At 53.8% G+C, this 23,209-nt stretch carries 27 protein-coding genes; 9 read left to right on the forward strand and 18 right to left on the reverse strand.

All coding sequences use genetic code 11. The features are described from left to right. The first annotated feature begins 18 nt into the window (after positions 1–18). Positions 19–339, forward strand: coding sequence for a hypothetical protein (locus tag ABVT36_RS16260; RefSeq protein ID WP_368457478.1), 321 nt, complete (start codon positions 19–21; stop codon positions 337–339). A 178-nt stretch (positions 340–517) separates the two neighbouring features. On the opposite strand, the gene ABVT36_RS16265 is transcribed toward ABVT36_RS16260, so the two are convergent. The 11 genes from ABVT36_RS16265 to ABVT36_RS16315 all read right to left on the reverse strand — a co-directional run bounded on the left by ABVT36_RS16265 (position 518) and on the right by ABVT36_RS16315 (position 8,479). Continuing rightward, complete coding sequence (locus tag ABVT36_RS16265; protein ID WP_368457479.1) at positions 518–2,356, reverse strand: hypothetical protein; 1,839 nt, start codon at positions 2,354–2,356, stop codon at positions 518–520. A gap of 345 nt (positions 2,357–2,701) precedes the next feature. Further along, positions 2,702–3,142: a phage virion morphogenesis protein gene (locus ABVT36_RS16270; protein ID WP_368457480.1), complete on the reverse strand. Its 441-nt coding sequence runs from the start codon at positions 3,140–3,142 to the stop codon at positions 2,702–2,704. Further along, on the reverse strand, positions 3,135–3,626 hold the full coding sequence (locus ABVT36_RS16275; protein WP_368457481.1) for a phage tail protein: 492 nt from the start codon (positions 3,624–3,626) through the stop codon (positions 3,135–3,137). Before ABVT36_RS16275 ends, ABVT36_RS16270 begins: the two co-directional genes overlap by 8 nt. Then, positions 3,623–3,898 (reverse strand): hypothetical protein, encoded by a 276-nt coding sequence (locus ABVT36_RS16280; RefSeq protein ID WP_368457482.1) that lies wholly within the window; start codon positions 3,896–3,898, stop codon positions 3,623–3,625. The genes ABVT36_RS16275 and ABVT36_RS16280 overlap by 4 nt, the downstream gene beginning before the upstream one ends. Positions 3,899–3,900: 2 nt before the next feature. Then, positions 3,901–4,380, reverse strand: a complete 480-nt coding sequence (locus ABVT36_RS16285; RefSeq protein ID WP_368457483.1) for a hypothetical protein — start codon at positions 4,378–4,380, stop codon at positions 3,901–3,903. Then, on the reverse strand, positions 4,377–4,964 hold the full coding sequence (locus tag ABVT36_RS16290) for a hypothetical protein (RefSeq protein WP_368457484.1): 588 nt from the start codon (positions 4,962–4,964) through the stop codon (positions 4,377–4,379). The genes ABVT36_RS16285 and ABVT36_RS16290 overlap by 4 nt, the downstream gene beginning before the upstream one ends. A 61-nt stretch (positions 4,965–5,025) precedes the next feature. After that, positions 5,026–5,235 carry a tail protein X gene (locus ABVT36_RS16295; RefSeq protein ID WP_368457485.1) on the reverse strand — a complete coding sequence of 70 codons (210 nt, stop codon included), beginning with the start codon at positions 5,233–5,235 and terminating at the stop codon, positions 5,026–5,028. Then, positions 5,235–5,708, reverse strand: coding sequence for a head completion/stabilization protein (locus ABVT36_RS16300; protein ID WP_368457486.1), 474 nt, complete (start codon positions 5,706–5,708; stop codon positions 5,235–5,237). The genes ABVT36_RS16295 and ABVT36_RS16300 overlap by 1 nt, the downstream gene beginning before the upstream one ends. A 131-nt stretch (positions 5,709–5,839) precedes the next feature. Next, on the reverse strand, positions 5,840–6,499 hold the full coding sequence (gene gpM / locus ABVT36_RS16305; protein WP_368457487.1) for a phage terminase small subunit: 660 nt from the start codon (positions 6,497–6,499) through the stop codon (positions 5,840–5,842). Between the two features lie 71 nt (positions 6,500–6,570). Beyond that, entirely contained in the window at positions 6,571–7,578 is a 1,008-nt protein-coding gene (locus ABVT36_RS16310) for a phage major capsid protein, P2 family (protein WP_368457488.1), read from the reverse strand. Between the two features lie 67 nt (positions 7,579–7,645). Continuing rightward, positions 7,646–8,479, reverse strand: a complete 834-nt coding sequence (locus tag ABVT36_RS16315; protein ID WP_368457489.1) for a GPO family capsid scaffolding protein — start codon at positions 8,477–8,479, stop codon at positions 7,646–7,648. A 149-nt stretch (positions 8,480–8,628) separates the two neighbouring features. On the opposite strand from ABVT36_RS16315, the gene ABVT36_RS16320 reads away from it, so the two are divergent. After that, positions 8,629–10,392 carry a terminase ATPase subunit family protein gene (locus ABVT36_RS16320; RefSeq protein ID WP_368457490.1) on the forward strand — a complete coding sequence of 588 codons (1,764 nt, stop codon included), beginning with the start codon at positions 8,629–8,631 and terminating at the stop codon, positions 10,390–10,392. Next, entirely contained in the window at positions 10,389–11,459 is a 1,071-nt protein-coding gene (locus tag ABVT36_RS16325; RefSeq protein ID WP_368457491.1) for a phage portal protein, read from the forward strand. The genes ABVT36_RS16320 and ABVT36_RS16325 overlap by 4 nt, the downstream gene beginning before the upstream one ends. 283 nt (positions 11,460–11,742) lie before the next feature. On the opposite strand, the gene ABVT36_RS16330 is transcribed toward ABVT36_RS16325, so the two are convergent. The 7 genes from ABVT36_RS16330 to ABVT36_RS16360 all read right to left on the reverse strand — a co-directional run bounded on the left by ABVT36_RS16330 (position 11,743) and on the right by ABVT36_RS16360 (position 18,037). Continuing rightward, the gene (locus tag ABVT36_RS16330; protein WP_368457492.1) at positions 11,743–12,021 is read right to left on the reverse strand and encodes an ogr/Delta-like zinc finger family protein; all 279 of its coding nucleotides are present in this window, start codon (positions 12,019–12,021) and stop codon (positions 11,743–11,745) included. 140 nt (positions 12,022–12,161) lie between these two features. Beyond that, entirely contained in the window at positions 12,162–12,410 is a 249-nt protein-coding gene (locus tag ABVT36_RS16335; RefSeq protein ID WP_368457493.1) for a hypothetical protein, read from the reverse strand. Positions 12,411–12,652: 242 nt separating this feature from the next. Beyond that, positions 12,653–13,174 (reverse strand): DUF3592 domain-containing protein, encoded by a 522-nt coding sequence (locus ABVT36_RS16340; protein WP_368457494.1) that lies wholly within the window; start codon positions 13,172–13,174, stop codon positions 12,653–12,655. A gap of 132 nt (positions 13,175–13,306) precedes the next feature. After that, positions 13,307–13,879, reverse strand: coding sequence for an RDD family protein (locus tag ABVT36_RS16345; protein ID WP_368457495.1), 573 nt, complete (start codon positions 13,877–13,879; stop codon positions 13,307–13,309). A gap of 384 nt (positions 13,880–14,263) precedes the next feature. Continuing rightward, the gene (locus ABVT36_RS16350) at positions 14,264–14,479 is read right to left on the reverse strand and encodes a hypothetical protein (protein ID WP_368457496.1); all 216 of its coding nucleotides are present in this window, start codon (positions 14,477–14,479) and stop codon (positions 14,264–14,266) included. Beyond that, positions 14,466–14,915 carry a hypothetical protein gene (locus ABVT36_RS16355; RefSeq protein ID WP_368457497.1) on the reverse strand — a complete coding sequence of 150 codons (450 nt, stop codon included), beginning with the start codon at positions 14,913–14,915 and terminating at the stop codon, positions 14,466–14,468. Before ABVT36_RS16355 ends, ABVT36_RS16350 begins: the two co-directional genes overlap by 14 nt. A 446-nt stretch (positions 14,916–15,361) precedes the next feature. Beyond that, a complete protein-coding gene (locus ABVT36_RS16360; protein ID WP_368457498.1) occupies positions 15,362–18,037 on the reverse strand; it encodes a hypothetical protein in 2,676 nt (891 codons plus the stop codon). 434 nt (positions 18,038–18,471) lie between these two features. Between ABVT36_RS16360 and ABVT36_RS16365 the strand changes: the two genes are divergently transcribed. The 6 genes from ABVT36_RS16365 to ABVT36_RS16390 all read left to right on the forward strand — a co-directional run bounded on the left by ABVT36_RS16365 (position 18,472) and on the right by ABVT36_RS16390 (position 22,984). After that, the gene (locus tag ABVT36_RS16365) at positions 18,472–18,813 is read left to right on the forward strand and encodes a helix-turn-helix domain-containing protein (RefSeq protein WP_367151384.1); all 342 of its coding nucleotides are present in this window, start codon (positions 18,472–18,474) and stop codon (positions 18,811–18,813) included. After that, entirely contained in the window at positions 18,794–19,903 is a 1,110-nt protein-coding gene (locus ABVT36_RS16370) for a tyrosine-type recombinase/integrase (RefSeq protein ID WP_368457499.1), read from the forward strand. Before ABVT36_RS16365 ends, ABVT36_RS16370 begins: the two co-directional genes overlap by 20 nt. A 490-nt stretch (positions 19,904–20,393) precedes the next feature. Next, positions 20,394–20,573, forward strand: coding sequence for a thermonuclease family protein (locus tag ABVT36_RS16375; protein WP_368457503.1), 180 nt, complete (start codon positions 20,394–20,396; stop codon positions 20,571–20,573). 559 nt (positions 20,574–21,132) lie between these two features. Further along, positions 21,133–21,519: a helix-turn-helix domain-containing protein gene (locus ABVT36_RS16380; RefSeq protein ID WP_368457500.1), complete on the forward strand. Its 387-nt coding sequence runs from the start codon at positions 21,133–21,135 to the stop codon at positions 21,517–21,519. A 115-nt stretch (positions 21,520–21,634) separates the two neighbouring features. Further along, entirely contained in the window at positions 21,635–22,108 is a 474-nt protein-coding gene (locus tag ABVT36_RS16385) for a hypothetical protein (protein WP_368457501.1), read from the forward strand. 489 nt (positions 22,109–22,597) lie between these two features. Beyond that, complete coding sequence (locus tag ABVT36_RS16390) at positions 22,598–22,984, forward strand: hypothetical protein (RefSeq protein ID WP_368457502.1); 387 nt, start codon at positions 22,598–22,600, stop codon at positions 22,982–22,984. The last annotated feature ends 225 nt before the right edge of the window (positions 22,985–23,209 follow it).

Genomic DNA, 23,209 nt, shown 5'->3' on the forward strand with positions numbered 1-23,209 from the left:
AACACAAAAGAGAAATATATGAAAAAGGGTTTAGGATTAGTAACCATTGCAACAGTAATATCAGCCTTTTCGAGCACAGCTAGCGCGGCGCGGGTTTGGGGAACAACACTTACTGAATGGACTTTGGAGCTTAATAATGGTGTTGCATACATCACCTCCCCTCAATTCTATTCAAATTGCTCCTTCAGTCGAGGACAAATCAATATGGATGGCACCGAGTTTAATAAAGCCCAATATGCTTATGCTTTGTCTGCAAAAGCAAGGGGTAAAAAGCTAGCGTATGTTATCGATGACGAGGAAACCACTTGCGTCATCACTGCGTTGCGGGAAATGGATTGACTAATTACATAGTGAGCAATTAAAAAATGCTTTCAACTTGCAGCAATATACTTTGCAGTGGGAGGTAGTTTATCGGGCCAGAGCTGTCACCTGAATACTGTGGTGTAGCCCTGGCCCGACTGACCGCCGAAAATACGGTCTTTCTTAGGCTCAAAATCCCCTAGAAAATCACCCGATATTACTTAATTCGCAAAACATCATCCTTTGCATCACCAACAAAATCCCGAACAACGAGATCACTTATAGCATAGGTTGAGTTCCCTATCGGCTGCCAAGACCCAACTCCACTTTCTGACACCAGCCACTTTCCGTTCTCCGAAATTAAAATATCACCTTTTTTATCGCCCACGACATCCCCAACATTCAATTGACCAACTAGTGATTGCGAGGTAGCCAATGGTTGCCAGTTTGGGGTACCCTCCGATGCGTACCATCTATATCCCGTGGCCATAAAAAAGTCATCGCCATTTGCACCTATTATATCTGTCACCAAAATATCATTAGGCTTTACAGTGGACGCTCCCAAAAAAGTCCAGCTTGACTGTCTCCCATCAGTCGCAAACCATTGTGAGCCCGACATATAAATCACATCATCTTTAGCGTCACTTATCACGTTGGCAAATACAAGATCATCAAGTGAATAGCTAGAGTTCGCTATACTAACCCAGGATTTTGCTGCACTTTCAGATACCAACCACTGGCCATTTTCTATACTGAATACATCTGTTTTCTCATCACCAATAAGATCCGCAAACCTCAAGTCAGAGATGGCGCGCGCAGACTGGGCTAATGGTTGCCAAGGTTTAGTGCCAGCATCAGATACGTACCAACGACCTTGAAAGCTGGTGAATACGTCAATTTTTTCATCTCCAACAAAATCGCCATAACGAAGGTTCTCTTTAGCAATCCGGCTAGCATTTATCATCCTCCAAGACTTTGAAGCAGATTCTGAAATCATCCATCCCCGTGTATTTCCCAAATTACTGGAAACATAAAATCGGCCACTCTCATAAACTTGAACTGCCGATTCAGAACTGGTTTTTGGAAAGCTGTTATAAGAAATAAATGCACCAGTATCAGGAATCCCACGTATCACAACATTTGGATAATCAGTTAAGCTAAATGAATTGTGATGAATACGAATTAGATCACCACCATTTTTGTATCCGCCTTTTCCACCATTTTGTCTGTGCATATCAAAATTGTGGCTGTTCCCCCCTGGACCCACCAAATTGTAACGAGCTTCGTAAGTTTGCCCGGGGTCACCAGATCCAGCAATATCATGACGATTAAAGTCAAAATAGTTCGCCTCAACTAAAACATTGCTATCGCCATCCACCAATACACCATATCCAAGTCCTTTTCTTCGATTGTGATGGATATAATTATTCTTAACGATTACGGATAACTCACCCAAACCATTACCGTATCCTCTCTCTGTTCCAACGCCATAGTAACTAAATCCGGTTATTTCATTATTGGATACTATAACTGGATTTTGAGCAGTAATCTGATTATCTTGAACGTATATTCCTGCTATAAGTGGCTCATCATATGTACTCTCTAGATAATCCCTGATCTCAGGATCTTGACCATCTAATCGCAACCCTGTGACCGTAATCCCTTCTCCCAGCGCATTAAACATAATGTCATTGCTACCACTATGCGCTTTAGTGATTTTTCCTCCAAGTGATCCGTCACGCCCTCGACCACTGCAAATTGTAATATTTGCAGGAATATCAATGGTGCCAAGCCCAGTCAAGTCTATTGTGGCATCATCATCGATGTAGATAACATCTCCGGCAACCGCGTTATTAATGGAATTGATAAATTCCCCCAAAGTACTGACAACTGGCTTGTTACTAATACAATAGTCGTTGTAACCTTGCCCCCCACCAATAATGGATGCCCCTGCCGTCAAATAATATTGGGAGGCACCAAGGTCCTCAAGAGCAAAAGCTGAAGGAATGGAAAAAGAAAAAACCGCGAAAATAAGATTTTTGTAAATTGATTGCATGTCACAATGCCTTGAAAATTTATAAGTTTTCGACGACGCTAAGCTTAACACAATTAATAAGTAAGGCGCCCATTCAAACGAACCTGTATATGCTTACGCGGAACTCTAGCTGAGGCATATGCTCTACTGATAAAGCAAGTCCTAAGCTTTGCCCTTGCTCCTTTTTACTTGAGTAATAATTAACAAATTTGGTACTAAGGTCTTAATCTAACCGAAATATACGCGCCGTACACCTGAGTAGAAATTGCTTAAAAGCAATCTCAAAAGGAATTCATGCCCTCGTAAGAAAATAGCATCAAAAAGTACCGGTATAGACGCCTGAGACTTCGCCCGTCTTGGTTCCCATCAATCAGCGAGGTGCTTCAACAACAAATCCCGCACCAATTCCTGATCCGCGTGGCTAAAACCCAGAAGCTGTCGCTGCGGATACTCGATACCCTTCTCGCGCAGGCCATAGTGGTGCACCCTGGCCACCCGGGCGGCGCGGCCCAAAAAACCGACAACGGCGCCGTCCGCCGTGGATTGGACCCGGAGGTGTTGAGCGTTGCGTAGCTTGGGGAACATTTTGCGGCGGCGTTTGAGGCGGTTGGCCTTGCCGCGCAGCTCGCGGGTTTTGCGCGGCGCAAAGGCACTGCCGTCGGGGTTTTTCTGTTCGGCGATGCGCTGGCGTTGGCGGCGGCGCACCTGGGTGCCGATACTGCGCGCCAGCTTGCGCTGCTCGGCGGGCGTCAGTTTGGCCAGCAAGGGCGCGGCCCAGGTTTCCAGCTGCCGCAGCGGGTCAGACACTGTTTTGTCCGCCCTCGATATCCCACTCGGCGATCAGCTGGTCCCGCAGGTAGAGTTTCCAGTGGGTGGCGGGCCAGGGCGCTGCCTCCTGGGGCTCCGGATAGTGTTCGACACTAAAACCCCCGGCCTCCCGGGGAGTCACGCCGACGCGCTCGGTGAGGGGGATCTCGAAGGAGAGGTCCATTTTATCCCGGTCGAGTATGTCCGCCTCAAAACGGATCTGTTCCCGTTGATTGGGGTTCTGAAACAGTTCCGGCTGCTGCTCCCGCAGCCACACCAGCAGCGGCACCACCAGGGCATCCCGGTGGCCGGCATAGTCGGTGACCAGCAGGTTGAGGGTATAGCGGTACTCGAAGGCGAAACCCGGGGCGCCGGTGCTCACCAGGTTGCCCCTGTCGATAAACACCTGCAGCGCATCGGGGTTGCGCCGCAGGTGCGGGACGGCTTCCAGAACAAAAGCCCGCAGGCTGTCGGGCTTGATCATTTAAGCAGGTCCGCGAAGGCGCCCCTGATGCCGGTGACCAACAGGGTGCAGGCGGAGGTGATAACAAACAACAGCAGCGCGCGGCGGGTCCAGGTGCCGATTTGCTCGCTGGCTTTGCGCTGGGTGCGCAGGTGGGCAAAATCTTTTTGTGTCTCGCGCACGTCGACGGTATCCACGCCCAGTTTTTGCAGTAGATCCTCCACCGCCGTGCGCGCCGCTTCCCTGCTCGCTTTCCGCATCAGCGCTTCCATTTGCTGTTCACTCAGGTTCATTGTCATCCCTGCCCTTTGCCGAACATCCGTTTTCCGGCCCAGGCTTCCACCGCGGTGCGCAACATGCGCCGAAAGCCAAAGGTGTCGATATAAATGGCCGCCAGTGCCCACCAGTAATATTCCGGGGTGGCCTTGAGGGCGGTAAAGCGGGCCATCACCGCCCGCTGCAGATCACCCGCCCGGTAGTGTTCCGCAATCACCAGTTCATACAGTGGGGCGATAAACAGGAGCACCACCGGCAGTGTGGTGAGCAGTAGCAAAAAGTCATCTTTCCAGCCGCGCTGCCCCACGCTTTCCAGATCCATGGCGGCGGCGTGGTTGTCACCCGTCTGCGCGCGTTGTATGCGCGCGCTGTTGGAAGCCTTTTTCAATTCCAGTTCGCCGCGTCGCTCTTCCGCCTTGACCGCGCGGCGGTGTTTTAGGGTCTCAAACAGGCCGCCGAGCAAAAACTTTGCGGCGCTGGCAATGACTGTTGCACTCACAGGTCGCCCTCCTCGATCAGGGTGTAGGTGAAGCGGTTGCCCCACAGGGGTTCCGCGCGCCGGCACAGGGCCATCAGCAGATTGAAATCCAGCGGGTCGGCCAACACCTGGCAGCCGGCGCTCCAGCGGTCCACCTGTTGGCTGTTTTGGTGGGCGGACGCCCGGTGACAGTTGATCCCGAAATAGCCGCCCTCGATGGGGGCGTCGGTATCGAGTATCCGGTCGCGATTGCTGTCCCGATAAACCCGCACCGGCCCGCGCTGCACCAGTGCGGTGTAGCTGCCCTGGTGTTTGCCGATCTGCCACAGGCCCGGGTACTGGCCGGGCACCAGGATGGCGGTGCCCTTGACGTTGGCGGGCTGCTGGCGCCAGTACAGGCCCGGGTCGGTGGTGGCGGGAAACAGGTAGCAATGCGGCGCGCCGTTGAGACGAAACGCCACGGCCAGGTGGTCGTTAAAGGTATTGGCGCTGGTGTCGGCTTTGCGGATGCCCACCAGGTTCAGGTTGTAATCACCGCGGTCAAAAAATCCATAGGCTTTGCGCGTCATCACGCTTTGCAATTGGGCATAATCGGGTAACTGCATCATCCTCTCCTGTTTCTCTCCTCCCGCAGGGTCCGGCATTCGCCACGGCGCGATCTGTCCATCAGTCCCAGAGCTGTACCAGTGGTTGCTGTTCCGCCGCGGCTTGGGACGGTTCCGGCAGTGTCACCGAAGTGCCGTTGGGCAGCAGCGGCCCCAGTTCGGCCAGGGCCGGGTTGAGGGCCAGCACCTGTTCCAAAAGTCCGGCGGTGCGCCCCAGGTGCCGATGGCAGAGAACATCCAGTGTGTCCCCCTGCAGGGCGCGCACGCGCATCAGATCAGCTCCACGGTGCTGCGGGACAGCCCGAGGATTGCACTGATGGCCCAGCGGGCGTTGCGGCGCTGTTCGTCGATGCCGGGGCTGAGGTCGTCGGCGCGATCGTGGCCGGCGCCGGTGCTGTCGTGGTCGCGGTAGCGCTCGGTCAGATCCGCCTTGACGGTGCTGTACACAGCGCGGCGGTAGAGCATCAGCAGTTGGCTCTCCCCGCCCATCTGGGTGCCGGGCACCTGTGCCAGGCTGCTGTAACCGCTTTCGATTTGTTGGCTTTGCCAGTCCCGCAATTCTCGGTTGACGCTGGCCATGGCGTAGAGACAGGCTTCCCTGAGCCGCTGCTCGGGAATATCACCGTGAATCCGCACACTATCGCGCAGGTGTTCCTGGTCGATATCCGGGAACCAGCCGTCATTGCCAAACGGCTCGCCGCTGGTGGGCTGGCTGTCCGGGACATTGACGACAAGTGGGTTCATGGGGTTGTTCCCTGCTGCCGGCGAAGTCGGCGGTGGGGGGCGGAGCCCTGGAATCGCTGTGCGCTATCGCGGGCTCCGCCCCGCCGCCGGGCGCGGTGGGTCGCTCGGTTCAGCGGCGGGAGAGCAATCGCTCAATCAGTCCCGCCGGTGGTTTTTTTTAACGCGCGTTCCAGCTTTTCAATGTCCTTTTTGACACCGACGCGGTCGTGCAGACTCAGGGCGCGACGCAGGTGTTCCAGCGCCGCCTGGGGATTTTCTTCACTGAGCAGCAGACCGGCGGCCTTGTGCAGTTTGGCGCGGGCCTGGTCGGGCATGTCGCGCTGCCTTGTGAGTTGATCCGCGTTCAGCACCACCGCCAAGTCGAACGCCTGGCCGGCACCGAGGGCGGCCAGCGCGGCTTCGGCAATCTCTTCGGCGATCACGGTGGCGGTGTCGCGCTGGTACTGGTCCGGCAAGGTCAGATTGTGGGCCAGGGCATAGTCGGCGATCCGCAGTGCCCACCCATAGTCACCGGTGTCGATATGCCACACCAGCGCGGTCATCAGCACATCGTCCTGGGCGCCGTCTCCGCCCTCCAATGTGCCGGCAATCCAATCGTGATAACGGGGCAGCAGCTGGCGCTTGAGTGCCACCTTGCGCTCCACGGACTGCACCTGTTTTAGCCGCCGGCGATCCTCTGTCAGCTGCATCAACATTCGTTCGTAGGCGTTGGCGTGGTGGCTATGGCTGTTCTCGGTAGCGGCCTGCGCGGCGAGGGTGCGTTCATAGTGGCGCTGGGCTGGGCTTGTCATGGGGTACTCCGCTTGCTGTCGATTTGAAAAGCGCCCGCCGGCGCAGCTGAGGCTATCGATTGGCTGCCCGGCTACTGGATAACGATATTTTCCACCAGGCAGCCGGCCCCAAAATCCTCGACCACATAGGCGTCGTTGGAGGATTCGTAATTCTCGATCTGGTCGCGCTTGGCATTGTCCACCAGGGTGCGGCGGCGCGAGCTCTCCTGCCAGTAGACGGAGAGGTTGTCGAAGCGGGTGATCAGCAGTTTGTTGTCCGGAAAGCCCGGCACCCGCGCGGCGGGCAGTCCGCCCAGACGTTTCTGGCTGAGGATAATGTCCGCGGCCAGTTTTTCGGTGGGGGCTTCCTGGGTGCTGACCAGGGGAAAATATTTGTCGTGCAACAGCCTGCGCCCACAGATCACCACCAGTTCGGTGTCCTCCTGATACCAGGGATCCAGCAGGCTGCCGGTGGCGTCGTACACCAGGGCATCGAGGTTTTTGTAATCGCCGTCGGCGCCGACGCTGATCTGGCCGGAACTCTCAACCACTTCCGTCATCACGCGCTCTGCGGCCCGCTCGCGGTAGTGCTGCAGCCAGCCTTTGTTGACATCCTGCAGCAGCGGGTTGGCGACCGGGTCGGAGGTGGCGGCGCGGCTGAGGCCGTTAAATCCAATCAGTATCCGGTCCAGGGCCTGGCGGCGCAGTATGGCGTCGCGCACCCGGGTCTGGAAATCGGGAAACTTGGCCCAGGCGTCCAGCTTGGCATAGGTGATATGGGTGTCCGAGTTGGTCTGCTCGCAGCGATAGCGCTGCGCATCCAGTGTGCTGGGATCCTTGGTCTGGCGATCCTGGTCGGCGGTGTTGGTGGTGCTGGCGATGGGACTGCCGATACCCAGGCCGAGCTTTTCCCCTTCCTGTTCCCGCACGCCGATGACGTTGATGCGACCGAGGAATTCGGAGGATTCCTGCATCTTGGTTTCCAGGGTTTGCTGCACCGAGGGGTCGACGGCAAATTTCTGTGTGGCCTTTTCCACGCCGTTGAGCCTGGCGATCTGCTCCAGGTAGGCGTTGTAGATTTTGCGGGTTTCGTTGCGCATCTTCTGTTGCTCCTAAGTGCCGCAGCGGATTCCGATGGATTCCACCGCGGCGTTCGGGTTTTTCCGGTCAGCAGTCGGTCAGTGCCTGGCCGTCGCCACCGGCGGCAGCGGGACGCCGGCCGGCCGGGTTTTCGGTGTGATCGATTTTCTTTTCCAGCGCCGCGGTCTGGTCGCGGGCGGCGGCGAGCTGGGTGGCGAATTTGCGGCACTCTTCCCTGAGTGCGGCAACTTCGTCCCTGAACTTTTCCAGTGTGTCCACCGTGTTGCCCGCCACTTCTTCGACGGCGGCTTCCATGTTGGCAAAGCGGGTGTCGTCACTGCGGTTTTTCTGCTTGAACAGCTCGCGGATGCGGGATACCAGTCCCTCGCCCGGCTCTTCCACTTCCTGAAATTCCAGGGTGACTTCGGTGGCGGCGGTAAACAGATTTTCCGGACGCTGTTTGCGCGCGGAGAAGGGATTGGCATCCGGGTGCTGCGCGGAGAATTCCAGCATGGAGGTGCCGAGGCTCGCGGGAGAGTCGGTGACCGCCATGCCCACCAGGTAGGCTTCGCCACTGCTGGCGAAGTTGGGATCAATTTCCACCGAGGAATACAGCTTCTGGCGTTTCTGGTTCATCTGCACCAGGTCTGCGGTGGGATCTATCTGGCCGAACAGCGCCATTTTCCGTTCGCCGTCGATGGTGACCTCTTCCGCCTTCACCGCCAGGATATCGCCGTAGGCTTTAAAAGGGCCGTCGGGCAATATGCCGCGGAAATGCTCCAGCCAGATCCGCGCGCCGTATTTTTCCGGATCGAAGTTGGCCGCCATCTGCTCGATCCATTGGCGCTGGATGGCGCGGCCGTCGGTGGTGTCGCCCTCGACGGCGATACGAAACCATTTGGAGTTGTATTTCTTTGCCATGGGGTGGCCCTGTGTCAGTTCCGGCTAAAAGCGGTTGTGGCTGATAGTCGGGAGCCGCGCCGCCTGTCTCAATGCGCGCGGCTTGTAACGGCGCCGGGGACAAAGGGGGCAGAGCCCGGCGGTGGCAAACGGCGGTATAGGCTGCCGGCATGTTCATCACCGCCCCCACCACGGATCCGCGCCGGGCCGCCCGCAGCCTCTACTGGCAGGGCTGGCGCACGCGGGATATCGCCCGGCACCTGGACCTGCCGCGCACCACGGTGGAGAGCTGGAAGACACGCGATCGCTGGGGCGAGGCGCCGGCCATAGAGCGGGTGGAAACCTCCCTGGAGGCGCGCTTGATCCAACTGATTGCCAAAGAGCCCAAGACCGGCACCGATTTTAAGGAAATCGATCTGCTGGGCCGGCAGATTGAACGGCTGGCGCGGGTGCGCCGCTATGCCCGGGAAGATGGCCACGAGGGCGACCTGAACCCAAAAGTGGCCAACCGCAACACCGGGTCGCGCAAACGGCGCCAGCGCAATGCCATGACGGAGGCGCAAAAGGAAAAACTCCTCACCCTGTTTCGCGACACCCTGTTTGAATACCAGCGCGACTGGTACGGTGCCGGGCTGCAACACCGGATCCGCAATATCCTCAAGTCGCGGCAGATCGGCGCCACCTGGTATTTCGCGCGGGAGGCGCTGGCGGATGCCATCCACTCCGGGCGCAATCAGATTTTTCTCAGCGCCAGCAAGTCCCAGGCCCATGTGTTCAAACAGTACATGGTGCAGTATGCGGCCGAGGCGGAGGTGGAGCTCAGCGGCGATCCAATGATTTTGCCCAACGGCGCCCACCTGTATTTTCTCGGCACCAATGCGCGCACGGCGCAGAGCTATCACGGCAATCTGTACTTCGACGAATATTTTTGGGTGCACAAGTTCCAGGAGCTGCGCAAAGTCGCCTCGGGCATGGCGATGCACAAAAAATGGCGGCTGACCTATATCTCCACACCCAGCGCCATCACCCACGACGCCTATCCCTTCTGGGCCGGCGAACTCTACAACCGCGGGCGACCCAAAGCGGAGCGGATCGCCCTGGATCTCAGCCACAGCGCACTGGCCCCGGGGCGGCACTGCGAGGACGGACAGTGGCGGCAAATCGTCACGGTGGAGGACGCCCTGCGCGGCGGCTGCGATCTGTTCGATCTGGACCAGCTGAAACTGGAATACAGCGCCGACGAATGGGCGAATCTATTGCTGTGCCAGTTTATCGACGACACCGAGTCGGTGTTTCCCCTGGCGATGATGCAGCGCTGCTTTGTGGACAGCTGGGAAATCTGGGAGGACATCAAACCCTTTGCCCTGCGCCCCTACGGCGCGCGCCCGGTGTGGATCGGTTACGACCCGGGCCTGGACGGCGACGGTGCCGGCTGTGTGGTGGTGGCTCCGCCGGCGGTGCCCGGCGGCAAGTTCCGGGTATTGGAAAAGCACCGCTGGAAGGGCCAGGACTTTGAATCCCAGGCGAAGCAGATCCGCGCAATGACCGAGCGCTATGCGGTGGCCTACATCGCCATCGACACCACCGGCCTGGGCACCGGGGTTTACCAGCTGGTGCGCAAATTCTTCCCCGCCGCCGTTGCGCTCAACTACTCCCCGGCGGTGAAAACGGAACTGGTGCTGCGCGCACTCAACGTCATCGGCAACGGCCGGCTGGAATTCGATGCGGGCTGGACCGACCTGGCGCAGTCCTTTATGCAAATCAAAAAAACACTCACCCCGAGCGGCCGCCAGGTGACCTACCAGGCCGGGCGCAGCGAGGCGACCGGCCACGCGGAACTGGCCTGGGCCACCATGCACGCCCTGGGCAATGAACCCCTGGGCGCCGGCAGCGAGGATAACTACAGCAGCGGTTTTATGGAGATCTATTCATGAGCAGAAAGAGACGGCGCAAGCCAGGCCCCGGCGCTTCAGCGGCAACGGCAGCAGCAGCGGCGACCCCGGATACCGGCACCCGCATGGAGGCGTTTAGCTTTGGCGAGCCGGTACCGGTGCTGGACCGGCGCGAGATCCTGGACTATGTGGAGAGCTGGTACAACGGCCGCTGGTATGAGCCGCCCATCAATCCCCACGGACTGTCAAAAAGTTTTCGGGCCAGCCCCCACCACAGTTCCGCCATCTATGTGAAACGCAATATCCTCGCCTCGACCTTTATACCGCACCGGATGCTGAGCCGCGCGGCCTTTTCCCGCTGGGCGCTGGAATACCTGATTTTTGGCAACGGCTATCTGGAGCGGCGCGACAACCTGGCGCGCCAGCCACTGCACCTGCAGCCGGCACTGGCCAAGTATGTGCGCCGCGGCCAGGATGAACAGTATTTTTTTGTGCAGGGCTGGCAAGAGGAGCACGAATTTCCCGAAGCTTCCATCTTCCACCTGGCCGAACCGGATATCAACCAGGAGATCTACGGCGTGCCCGAGTACCTGAGCGCCCTGCAGGCCGCCTACCTCAACGAATCCGCCACCCTGTTTCGCCGCAAGTATTATCTCAACGGCAGCCACGCTGGTTTTATTCTCTATGTGAGTGATCCCGCCCAACAAAAAGAGGATATCGACAATATGCGCGAGGCCCTGAAGCAATCCAAAGGCCCCGGCAACTTCCGCAACCTGTTCCTCTACAGTCCCGACGGCAAAAAAGACGGCATCCAGGTCATTCCCATCAGCGAGGTCGCGGCCAGGGATGAGTTCCTGCACATCAAAGACGCCAGCCGCGACGACGTGCTCGCCGCCCACCGCGTGCCACCGCAACTGATGGGGATTATTCCCAAGAACAAAGCCGGCTTCGGCGACGTGGAGAAGGCGACCCGGGTGTTTAACGAGAATGAACTTAAGCCTTTGCAGGCGCGCTTCGCCGAGCTCAACGAATGGATTGGTGAGGAGGTGATCCAGTTCCAGCCCTACCAAGTCGACGTCGGTCCCGAGCCGTCCCCCCAGCCCGCCTAAGCCGTCCTCACCGCTCTCGCTCCTTTTCCTCCCCGGCCGCACCAGGCGGCCTTTTTTCCCATCCGCCACCGACCGCCCCTGGCCTGCCGCAGGCCTGCGCCGCCCCGGCGCGCGCAGTCAGCCCCACGCCTCGCCTGCGGACTTAATGTGTTGATTTTGACTTGCTGGCGGAAGTCAGCCCGGCCCAGCTATGGCGGGGGCTGCAAGGGAGTTGGCAATAGCTTGCGGGCGACGCAAAACGACGCAGGCTCGGGGTGCCCCAAGGGCACCCATAGCGACTGGATCAGTGGCGTACAATTCTGGGGGACAGAGGGATATTCACGTCGGGGTTTGGCTTGGCGCTCGGGGATAGCGTGTGCAACACCGAGAGTGCGGCGACGTAGGTGTGCCCGCATTCCACATCCGTGCACTGGAAATAAATTTCCCGATACAACGGTGTGATCTGCTGACTGGTCCGCGCCCGCGCCTTGGCGCCGCAATGTGGACAGCAAAGTCCGATGCGCATGGGGGTCATATCCATGACCGGCTTGGCGTGAGCTGTATCGTTTGCCTGTGTTTCCATCACTGAGCCCTCGATCGGTTATCCGGGACAATTTTACCAAATAAACCCGCAACAGGCAGCCGAGACCTGAATCACATAACAGCAGGGAAATCCATTTTAGATGCCCCAGGGACCCCGTATAGCTAAACGCTCTTCCTCAACTAAGCGCCTAGTCTGTCCTGCAAACTGGATAACTCCGCTTTCCCCTCCGACTCCAACCACACTAGTCGCTCGTCAATAAGGTGCAGAAGCGCCACTTGCGCCTCATCAGGTGCATCCAGATTCAGCGCACAGAGCGCCAAACGTATATCCTGCACAGCTTGAATAAAGCAGAGGTAACGTTGTTCGACTAATGCAATTGCTTCTATTGACACCTTGGCTGGCTGAGTAACACATTCGGATTCGGGCATGCTGATGAACTCCGTCTCAGTGATCAAGTTCCTAGCTTCTATGCACCAATACGGCCCTCCTATTTAGCAGTAAATTGCCATATCTGTATAGCTAAAAACCCGGATTTCCAGATTTCGCCATAAAAGAACCCGGAAGTTCCAGACTTGTCCACAGTTGGCCATTTTTGGCCCTGATTTGCCATTCAATTAATTGAGAATTCATGACCGTAAATAATGTATTTTCATGATTCGTTGACAACTAATTAGTTAGTATGCAGCCTATACATAACCAAATCATATTGCAAAAATAAGTACTCATAAAGCTCTGATGAATATTCGCTATTTAGAAAAATAAATAACGTAATGCCCAAAATTGGCATTAGTGGAACTAAAACAGCACTTAATCGACTAAAAGGCGCAATCTCTAAATATGCAATTTCATTGACCCTTGGGTTTACCCTGGCATTAACAACGTCACCAGGACGATATTTATTCGTAAGATAAGCCTCGTACGCTAAACTAGGAAATAAGTCATAGCCTCTTAAGGCCGGAGTTTCGGACTTATACTCCTTACCTTCAAATTTATAATTGAATGAAATTATCGCCTCAATCATTTCCCTGCCATTGAGATCCAGCTGATTCAATAGTCTAGAATGAGTGATTTCTCCAGCCACTATAGGCCAATTAGCGAACGTTTTACGCAGTCTCAAGTAAACTATAGTTTGGAAGAAGCCAAACAAAATCATCAGTGTCGGGATAACTAATTGTAGGAGTTTGAACGTCATTACTTCAGATGCCTAGATTTCACGCTTAGCGGGAGCTTTCTTTATGCACATTTTCAGAGGAAATTAGGGCGAAGTGACCTGAACATGCCCCCGCACAGAGTGATATCCATATTCAACAGTTTCTTAAGCGCCTTAGATGTAGTCCACCTTGGTACCCAGAATGTGATCATGTAAACAACGCTTATCTTTTCTGAAAATTATCAATTTGTTAACAAGATCTAAAGGAAGAAGCATCCCAAAAAACACTTTTAGCAAAGGCCGGAAAATAATGAGAGTGTTAAAGCTCGGAAGATTTCCTTGTAAATCTCTTATTGAAATTCCTAAAATCTTCTTTCCTATTGTTTGTCCTCGATCAATTAACAATGAGCCATTTAAAACTAAAAATGAAAGACATACATATAGTATGGAAAACAAAGAAAAAATGATGGGATTGCTTTCTGAGTATTTTGGAGCCAGGAAAATTGCAATAGGTAGAAATGCGGCACTAACTATTGCTCCATCAATTATGGCAGATAATAAGCGCTCCCATCGACCTGCAACACCAACTTTTGGAATAGGAATTTCTTCTGGGTGAGATAGCTTTCTTTGTTCTATCCTATCCAAAATTTCTTGAGCCCTTTCCGGGTAAACTTTTTTATTAACCCCAAAATATGCTTCTTGAAGCTGTTGCAAATTGTATTTTCTAAAATCTGGACAGTCAGCCATCTTTATTACTTGTATGTTGCTTAAAATTTATACAGAGATCCCCACGGCTACTATTATCCGGATTACACTCACGAAAGCAATTCTGCGCCAGATCTTCAATATCTATTCGAACGAGTCGAATTGCGCAAATTCTGTACAATCCGCCAAATTAGAAAAACGGTCACCGCGACCGCTATCCCGAAATATATAAACTCTCGTAAGTCCATGTATTGAAGCGCTTATTGGGCACAATCCCGCCTTTCTTCAAAACAACGGATGCGATGATTGAATTTCTTGTACAAAAAAAGCAGCCTTCGTCGACTTTTCCGAAGCGGGTTCTGATGGAAATATTTGGAACCCTCACAGATGGCCGCATAAAGTTGAGTCGTCATGGTTTCGTTCCTCTCAATGCAGCGCCCGCTGCTGCGGATCGGAGATTGCCATCACATCGCAGGCAAATGTCGCCAGGCGGGCGTTGATCAGAGCAAGTTCGTCGGTTTCCAGTGGAGACAGTGATCGGCATTCCCTTTGCGCCCACAGTTGCTCGCGGCGTCGCACTAGAACTCGCAGCTGACAGAGCAGATCCGGATAAATTTCGACCCGGATCTTAAGCATTTGCATGGCAGCCTCCTTGCAGTTCCCGGTTTAGTACCTGGAGTTGTTTGGCCCGCGCCTCGTGATCCGCAAAGATGTCCTGGGCGGCGCGCAGCTCGCGCACGGCTTCATCCCTACTCACCGTGGTGGTTTCCGGGCAGGCGATAAGTTCGCGGCACAGGGCCAGCGCCAGGCGCACTAGCCGAGCCTCGGCCAGATCCAGCACAAATACGGTCTTATCTGTGTTGTGTTCCATCTCGATTCCCTCCAGGGGTGAACAGTGCCACGGGCGCTGCCCGCGTGCGGTATAGGCGGCCTCGCGGGCGAGACAGCCAAACAAAAGTTCGTCCTGCACCAGCCCGGCCCAGCTGGATGCGCCGCGCACCGCGCTGTTGTCCAACCAGGCGTGATAGACCTGGATTTCCCCCACCCGGTGGTACAGGGGCAGCAGGCGCTGGTTCACAACTGCCTCCTGTTGCTGGTTGAAATACGCTTTTCGGGTGTGCACGCCAAAAAAACCCGTGACATCTGTGACAGGGCAGGAAAATCAACTTTAGGGCCAGTATTTATGCGGGTTGCAGGTATGCTGACTTGTCTTATTTTTTCTGTGACAACTTGTGACAGGGTTTTGGGGAATTTCCCTGCAGACCCCGTGGCTACTGGCTTTGCGGGCATTTCTGGTTGTCTTATTTTCTGAGACAAACCTGTGACATTGCACAAGACCCTTGTCACGGGCTGTCTTGCTTTTGTCTTGGATTTGTCACAAGCCTTCATGCCACTTAACTCCATGTTTTAATTACTATTTCTGACTTATTTTTCCCTTGTCACAGGTTGTCACGGGTTTTTCTAGGGGTATCACCCCCGCGCGGCTTCCCTCCTTGTAGGTCAAAAAAAACACAAAATTGAAGCTCATCGCTCTACCCCGCCGTATTTGTGAAAAATCCAACACCAGAGCCTGCTGCCTTGCTCCCGCTTAGATCGAACCTGCTTGTAGCCGGCAAACTGGTAGCGTTGACTGGTAGGCAGCAGCTGCTTGAGATCGGCCACTGGCACCAGTTCCTGGCCGCGTTTGCGGCAGTGCTCCAGGTACTCGTTGAGGTTGATGGCGATTAAGGCGGGATCGATGCTGTGGTTCAGGCGTTCGATTTGATTAATGCGCTCGCCGTCCTGGTCGTCGACGTACATCACCTGGTCATTAATAAAGTGGTAGGCATCCCAGAACTGTTCAACGATGGGGTGGTCGCTGTTGAGGCGGCGCTGGCGATCGCGGGCACGCTCCTGCAAATATTCCTGCACCTGACTGCGCAAATCGCCATTAAATTCACGTAGCAGCACCTGCAGGGCGTCCACCGCAGCCATCAATTGCGCGTGGCAGTCGATCACACGGCCCTGTGTAATCCCGCTGTCGGCACTGAGGGTTTCCCGGTGCCGATCAAAGGCGGCAAAAAAACCGGCCAGCCATTCGTTTTCCCGGGTCAGTGCGGTGTGCAGGTAACCGGCCAGGTTTTCGACCGGTTCCCGCTTGAGGCGGTCGGCCAGGGGGCGGCTCTCGGGGCGCTTGTGAGCGGTGGTGCAGTGTAGGTGCACGATGCGGGAGAGCATGGCCGCGGAGGCCTGCACGGTGGTGTTCTGGCTGATGACCAGGGTCCCGCGAAACAGGCGGTCATGGGTTTTGTTGTCATTGGTCTTGACGCCGCGGGTGTCGATCACGCCGTCCAGGTCAAAGACCTTTTTGAAGAGATCCCAGTCGAAGGGCTTACCCGGCCGGCCGCCGGCACCGGTGCTGATTTCCCGGTCGCTTTCAATCACCACCATGGGCAGATTGCTGACCTTGCCCAGGTGTCGGCCGTAGCTGGATTTGGAGGTGCTGAGCATATCCACCCCTTCGTAGTTGTCGCGGCCCAGCAGTTTCCATAGGAAACGGATCAGGGTGGATTTGCCCGCGTCCGCTTCACCGGTGAGTTCCAGGAAGTGAAACGCCTGGTGCTGCTCTTTGATCTGGCGGGCAAACAAGCTGGCGGTAAAGTAAGCCAGGGCGGCAATGCCGTTGAGGTGAAAGACCTTGACGAAATCCGGCCACCAGCTGCCGTTGAATTGGTCGCTGTGGTGCACCGGCATATCTTCCAGGGTGGTTTTGATGGCGGTGTCGCCCAGCTGCAAAAAGCCGTGCGCGTTGGCGGGCAGCAGCTGGCCCTGGCGATAACCGAAGCCGGGAAAGATGTAAGCGCGGGAATCCTCGTCATAGCCCATATGGGGCAGGGTGGTCACACGGGCGACTTCCCCGTCCAGCCAGCGGGCCTTGAGGGTTTTTAAATCGCCGGCCCCGCCTTCAAAGCTGCCGCCGTCGGTATGGGACAGCAGGGCAAGGCCAAAGGCGCGGGGATCGGAGAGGGCATTGGGTGAAAAGGCTCCCAGGTAATTGCGGCTGCTGTTCGCCTTTTTAATCTGGAAGAAATAGCGGCGCTCGCCAGTGAGCCGGTCGATCTCGGTGTATTGGAAGCTGGGCACACAGTTGGAGATCTCCCACACCTTCGCCGCCTGGTTAAAGGCATCCCAGCTTGAACCCCAGGCGAAAGGCTCTCCCTCGCTGGCTTTGTTGAAATCCTCCAGGGAGAACCGGGCGGAGTAGAGTTTGTCGCGGTGCTCTATGACCGTCTTGCTGAACGGTTTCCACCCATACAAGGCATAGGCTTTCTTTTTCGGAGTCTCGGCGATAAAGATCCGTCCCCGCCACTGGCATTCCTCAATGGTGGTATCGTTGAGCCGCTTTTCCCGATACAGATCATCCCAGTCTTTGTAGCTACCGGTCAGTGCCACTTCCACTGTCTCGCCCTGGTCGACCAATTCCCGGTGGTACTTGACCAGGTGCTCGTGCGCACCGGGTTCATCGTCATAGGCCAAACACCAGGTTATCCCCTGGCCCGCAGTTTCCTGGATCAGTCCCCTCGGCAGATTGGAACAACTGAAGGCGGCCACGGCTTTGTATCCCGCCAGGTACATGGCGATACAGTGGAAAATACCCTCGACAATAAAAACCTTGTTCCCGGGCTCAATGACCTGCGGCGGCGGCGCCCAGTGCTTTCCGGCAACACTGGTACCAGACTTGAAGCGCGCCTTCTTGCCCCCGGCCTTTTGCATATGGGCCTTGTCGATGATGCGCTGCCAATAGTCCTGCTTACCCTCGAAAAGATAAAACCGCACCGTCTCGGCCCAGGTGCCATCAGGCAGTTTGTAAAAACCCTGGTCGAACCAGTCCTCGATATCGGCGGTGGGAAAGCCGCGGTTGTGTGACAGATAGGCCCTGGCGGTGGCCTTGGGGTCTTCGTCGCTGGAGGGGAAGCGCTTGGAGAAGTTTTCAAACAGGTCCGGATAGCGATCCCGAACCCGCTCCCGATAACCGCACTTGTCCTCGCGATCACAGCGCAACGTGATCGGCTTGTCGGCACTGATCCAGACCGTCTTGCGTTCGCAGTCCGGACAGATCCCCTGGCGGTAGGTGTTGGATGTTTCCTTGAGCACCAGGTTGAGTGACTGGTCCCGCTCCAGCGCCGCCACCACATCCCGGTTGATCTGGCTGTAGTCCATGACGCCGACTCCGATTATTGCAAGGATATTTCGGTCTCGTCGGTTTCAAGACACCGATGGGCGATTCGGATCACGTTGATCATCCGGTAGCGCCCTACTTTCACTGTTGGGTAGTAACCCCTTTGCACTTGGCGTCGGACGGTTGGCAAGGTCAGCCCTGTATCTAGCGCGAATTGCTCCATGGAAGATACGGGGGACTTGACGGGCGGTGGGTCTAGTTTCTCAGTCACTGTTCGAACTCCATTACTCTTGTTAGGGTTGTAATGGAGTGTATTTAAGACCCATAACAACGTTATATCAACACTTTAAATAGTTCATTTACATTTTAAGGCGCATAAAACATCTTATTTCAAGTTATTGGAGCGCTTTTTCTTGTAATAGTGATGCTCAGTAGGATAAATTTCGCGCGAAAGTGGTAATAAAGGAGCGCAAAGGTGAGAGAATCACCGGAAAATAGCGCCGGGGGACGGCTGCGGATCATTCGTGAAACGTTGGGGTTTACTCAACCTGAATTCGCGGAAAAACTTGGACTCAAGTTCCACCAAATTCAAAATATAGAATATGGACGACACCGAATTACCGAGGAAGTGTTCGCAACCGTAGGTAAAAATATGCCAGAGTTGCTGCCATGGGTGGCCTATGGCGGACAAACCGACATTGAGGTGGTGCGAAAAAGCGATAATCCTCTCTGTAAGCTGATAGCTACCCGAATCGATATCGGATTAGCTGCTCCTGCGTTTCTGAAATCTACGCACGATGGCAATCAAGAAAACTGATAGCGGCCGTTGGCAGGCTGACTGCCGACCCCAGGGACGCGACAGTAAGCGGGTACGTCGTACATTCAACACTAAGTCCGAGGCTGTACGCTGGCAGCGCGCCCAGCTTGCAGCCGCTGACAGAGGTGAATGGGTGCCACCTCAGCGAGACAATCGGCAACTTAGTGAGCTGGTAAAGACCTGGTATGACTTACATGGACATACACTAAAGGGGGGAAGAGAACGGCAAGATTACTTGCTTGCCTTGTGCCAAATGATGGGTGATCCCGTCGCAAGCAAAGTCACCTCGGAACTCTACACCGAATTCCGCAGAAAGCGACTGGCTGGCGGCCTAGAAACAACCCCTGGGGGAAGGGGCAAAAAGCGAAAATCTTTGCCGTGCACGGAAAACACCTGCAATCATGATCTGAGCTATTTCAAATCCATGTTTAACGAGTTGATCCGCTTAGATAACTGGCGAACAGAAAATCCCTTAGCTAAATTACGCCCTCTTAAATTTGACCAAGCGCAACTGACATTCCTAAGCCTTGAGCAAATCCAGAGTTTATTGTCAAAGCTGACGGAGAGCCGGTCAAAATATGTGCTCCGGGTAGCAAATATCTGCCTCGCCACGGGCGCTCGCTGGGGCGAAGCAGAAAGCCTGCGTGGTGAGCAGATACGCAACAACCGCATCACTTACGCAGGCACGAAGAGCGGCAAAACCCGAACAGTCCCAATTTCGAATGAGCTGGAAGCAGAGATATTCGCTGATGGGCCTCGCACAGGCCCTCTCTTCCAGGACTGTTATAGTGCCTTTGTACGCGGGCTGGAAAAGAGCGGTATTGTACTGCCCAGGGGACAGTGCACTCACGTATTAAGACACACTTTCGCCAGCCATTTCGTAATGAACGGCGGAAACCTGCTAACCCTAAAAGAAGTGCTAGGCCACACGGATATCAAGATGACGATGCGATATGCACACTTGGCACCAGAACACCTTGAGGATGCCGTCACCAGGAACCCCCTGGCCCACATACAGAACAGGCCAAGATGTCCACAAAGTGTCCACGTGGAACAACGTCCAAAGGGTATAAAGGAGCTTGAAGGCTAGATTTCATGCGGGTTTGCAAGCCGTTAGAATCCATTGTACACTCTCTTCCAAGGACTACGAACCAGGCGGTCGGAGGTTCGAATCCTCCCGAGCGCGCCAGTAAAATCAAAGGCTTACATCGGAAGGTGTGAGCCTTTTTTCGTTGCGATACCAAATAAAAGAGCAATCGCCTAAAAGCTGTATAATAATCCAGTATCAATAAACCCTCTGATTTTCACAAAAAAATCATTCAATTCTTATTTCTAAAAGCCACTCGCCACTATAAGAAAATGAAAAGAATTATTCTTACCCTGCTTTTACTTCCTACCCTCGCTATCGCTCGCCCCATAGAAGTAGTCTCAGTCTACGATGGGGATTCCTTCACCGCCAATGTTCCAGGATGGCCCGATATAGTAGGTAAGCGAATCGGCATCAGAGTCAAAGGGGTAGACACCCCGGAGTTACGGGGCAAGTGCCAGGCTGAAAAGGAACTGGCACGAAAGGCCAAGCAATTCGCCGCCACCCTGCTCCTGGTGCCCAGGAAGTTCGCCTTGAGGAGATAGAGCGGGACAAGTATTTCCGGCTGCTCGCTGAAGTATGGGTCGATGGGCAACGCCTTGACCAGCTGCTCATAGGTGCTGGTCTCGGCTACGAATACCATGGTGGCAAGAGGCGAAATTGGTGCACTTAATTAAGGAGCTGGTTGCCGAGACACATCCCCTTCCCCGTCATTTGAAGCAGCATAAACGAGGCCGCCAAGCGCCGCACACATCTCATCTGCAATGACCCGCACCATTTCTCGTCGCGGTTCAGGTCTCGGACATTGGAACGCCCATTCCAAGGCATCGTTGAGGTGTTCTACCGTTTGCAATAGGTCTTTGCGCGTCGACATCATCCTTATTCTCCGCTCCTGAATTGCTAACAGTCTCTTTTATGAGAGACCCTCTCGACTTAGACAATGCATCTGCTGGCAGAAATGTGGCATTCCGATGAAGAAGTATGACGAATTCTAGTAAATCCAGGCTTTGCTACTGGAATAACGATCTAATCCCCCCCATTAACAACACCTTTTTGTCAACAATTTCACTGCAAATTTAAAACCAAACTCCAATTCTTGCCGTTACCACATACAAATCTAATGATATCTACAATCATCGCAAGCATTTTTTTCTTAATTCCTCCTTTAGAAACAATATGTTATGGAAACTTTCTATAATCGATTTTTCTGCAAATAATAATAGAGTAATGAGGTGTCGGACCTGACCCATAACATTGCCAAAAGGTTAAAAGAGGCACGAAAGCAGCGGGGATTGAGGAGTGCGGAGTTAGGTAAGCTACTCGGACTATCCGCTTCTCAAGTCTCCAAGATCGAAAATAGTCAACAAAAACTACCTGTGGAGCTGTTACCCACCTGGTGTGAATCTGTAGGTATCAATTTGGCTGTAGTATTTGGAGAGGAATATGCTCACCATTTCTTGAGCGTACCTTTCCCTCCGCATATTGCCCAACTATACGTCCAGTTGCCATCGAACTGGCAAGAACACCTGCAGCAGATGGTGGCAAGCCTCCATAGGCTCTACCAAAAACACAAAAAAGCTATGATTAAATTTGCAAAACTAAAAAGTAGTCTAAGATAAATCGGCTACCGAGCTAGCTACACATAACTTTAGCTGGTAAGCTGATAGATTCCAATGAGTATTACCGACACTCTCACAACCAAACGAGCTGTATAATAATCATAAGGAAAGGATTATGAAATTTAAACCCATTACCCTGCTATGTTCATTAATTGCCTCACTTGTCAGCGCACCCAGCTTTTCCCTTGAAGTAAGTCTAACGTGGTACGCTTCAGCTTTAGGAAATAATGTCGTAACTGAAACCTCGGCAGGTTGTATTGACCGTGACACAATGTGGGAAAGACATGTTATTAAAGCCAATACCTGGAATGGCCAATGGGGCTTATCCGGCGATAGAGAGTGGACCTTTGCTATTTTCAACTCTCAGCGTCCTGGCGCATCTTTAGACAGCCCAGAATTTGTGCTTGATACCAGTCGGTTACATGATGCCTCCGGCTCAACCTTAGATGCCCAGGGTAATGATATTTCAGTGACGTTTTATGCCATACGCCCCTATGAAGATATGACCGCTAGAAGGGAAATAACTAATATATCTCCTTCTACCACAATAGGTTTTTTCAAACTGGATGCGGAATGTGATTTTTATTAATGGATTTATGTCAATACTTAATACATAACATTTGATAGTTAGAATCAACCCTTCGCCAAGGTTATTATGGTAAAGGGTTGAAGCTTTAAATAAGAAAGCAGCCAGGCTGGCGATATGGTGTCTCTTACACAGATGGAGCAGGGATCACACCCCACCCTGCTCGGCGAGTTCCAGGGTGGGGTGCTAGGGACATCCCCGTCGGAAATCACATGGTTGACGTAAGTCATTGACTTTTGGTAGCGATGGTAAGCCTGGAGGTAAAGAAGAGCATGAGCGTGATATTTACTATGAATCAACAGCTGGGAACTGCATAACAAAGTAAGGCATAGGGCACAGCTAAAGCTGCGCCGACTCCCTTATTTACTATGAGTATACAAAGTGTGGCACTTAGCCCGCGAGGTAAAAGTCCTTGCGCAAGCAGTGAAATGGATAATGAGCAATTGGCTCTTTAATAAACTTTTATAATCTAATCAGACACAAGAGGTAGGTTTGAGAGTAGTTCACCTAGTACTGACAGCTGCTATTCCAGCTAATGCCTATGCGTGTTTTATTCAACCTGAAGGATTAGCCGAACAGCACGTGTCAGAATTTTTCCTTTTATTAGGAAGCTCTGCAACGATTCTAGCTCTGACCCTTTCCATACGTTATTTAACAAATAAGAAACGCCTTTGGGTACCAATAATAAGCGCACTAGTTTTAGGGTACATTCCTGTATGCATGTACATTCTTTTCATGGCAGGTGTCGCAGGTCCCGGAGGTGCTTGCGGTAGACCTGAACTTTTACAGGCAGGGCAAACGCTCTTAGTTAGTTTTGTTGCTATCTTGGTGTACGAGATTTTTAAATATTGGAGAGCTAAACAAGCCAATGAACCATAACAAGTTACTGAAATACGTTTCGGTTGCGAAAATCGTGCCCTTGACCGGGCAGCCTACACTAGCTTTCGGCTGCCGTTAACAAAGCGCTAACTTCATAAGGCATTAAGATTGAGCACTAGGGAACGTCTGAATAACTCAACAATCGCTACGGCAGTATCAGTATTTTCTGGTGCGGGCCTGAATTTGACCAAAACAACCCTGAGATTGTTTGTTTTTTCACCTGGA

Origin of the sequence: Microbulbifer sp. TYP-18 (genome assembly GCF_040932045.1) — a bacterium.
Classification (GTDB): Bacteria; Pseudomonadota; Gammaproteobacteria; order Pseudomonadales; family Cellvibrionaceae; genus Microbulbifer.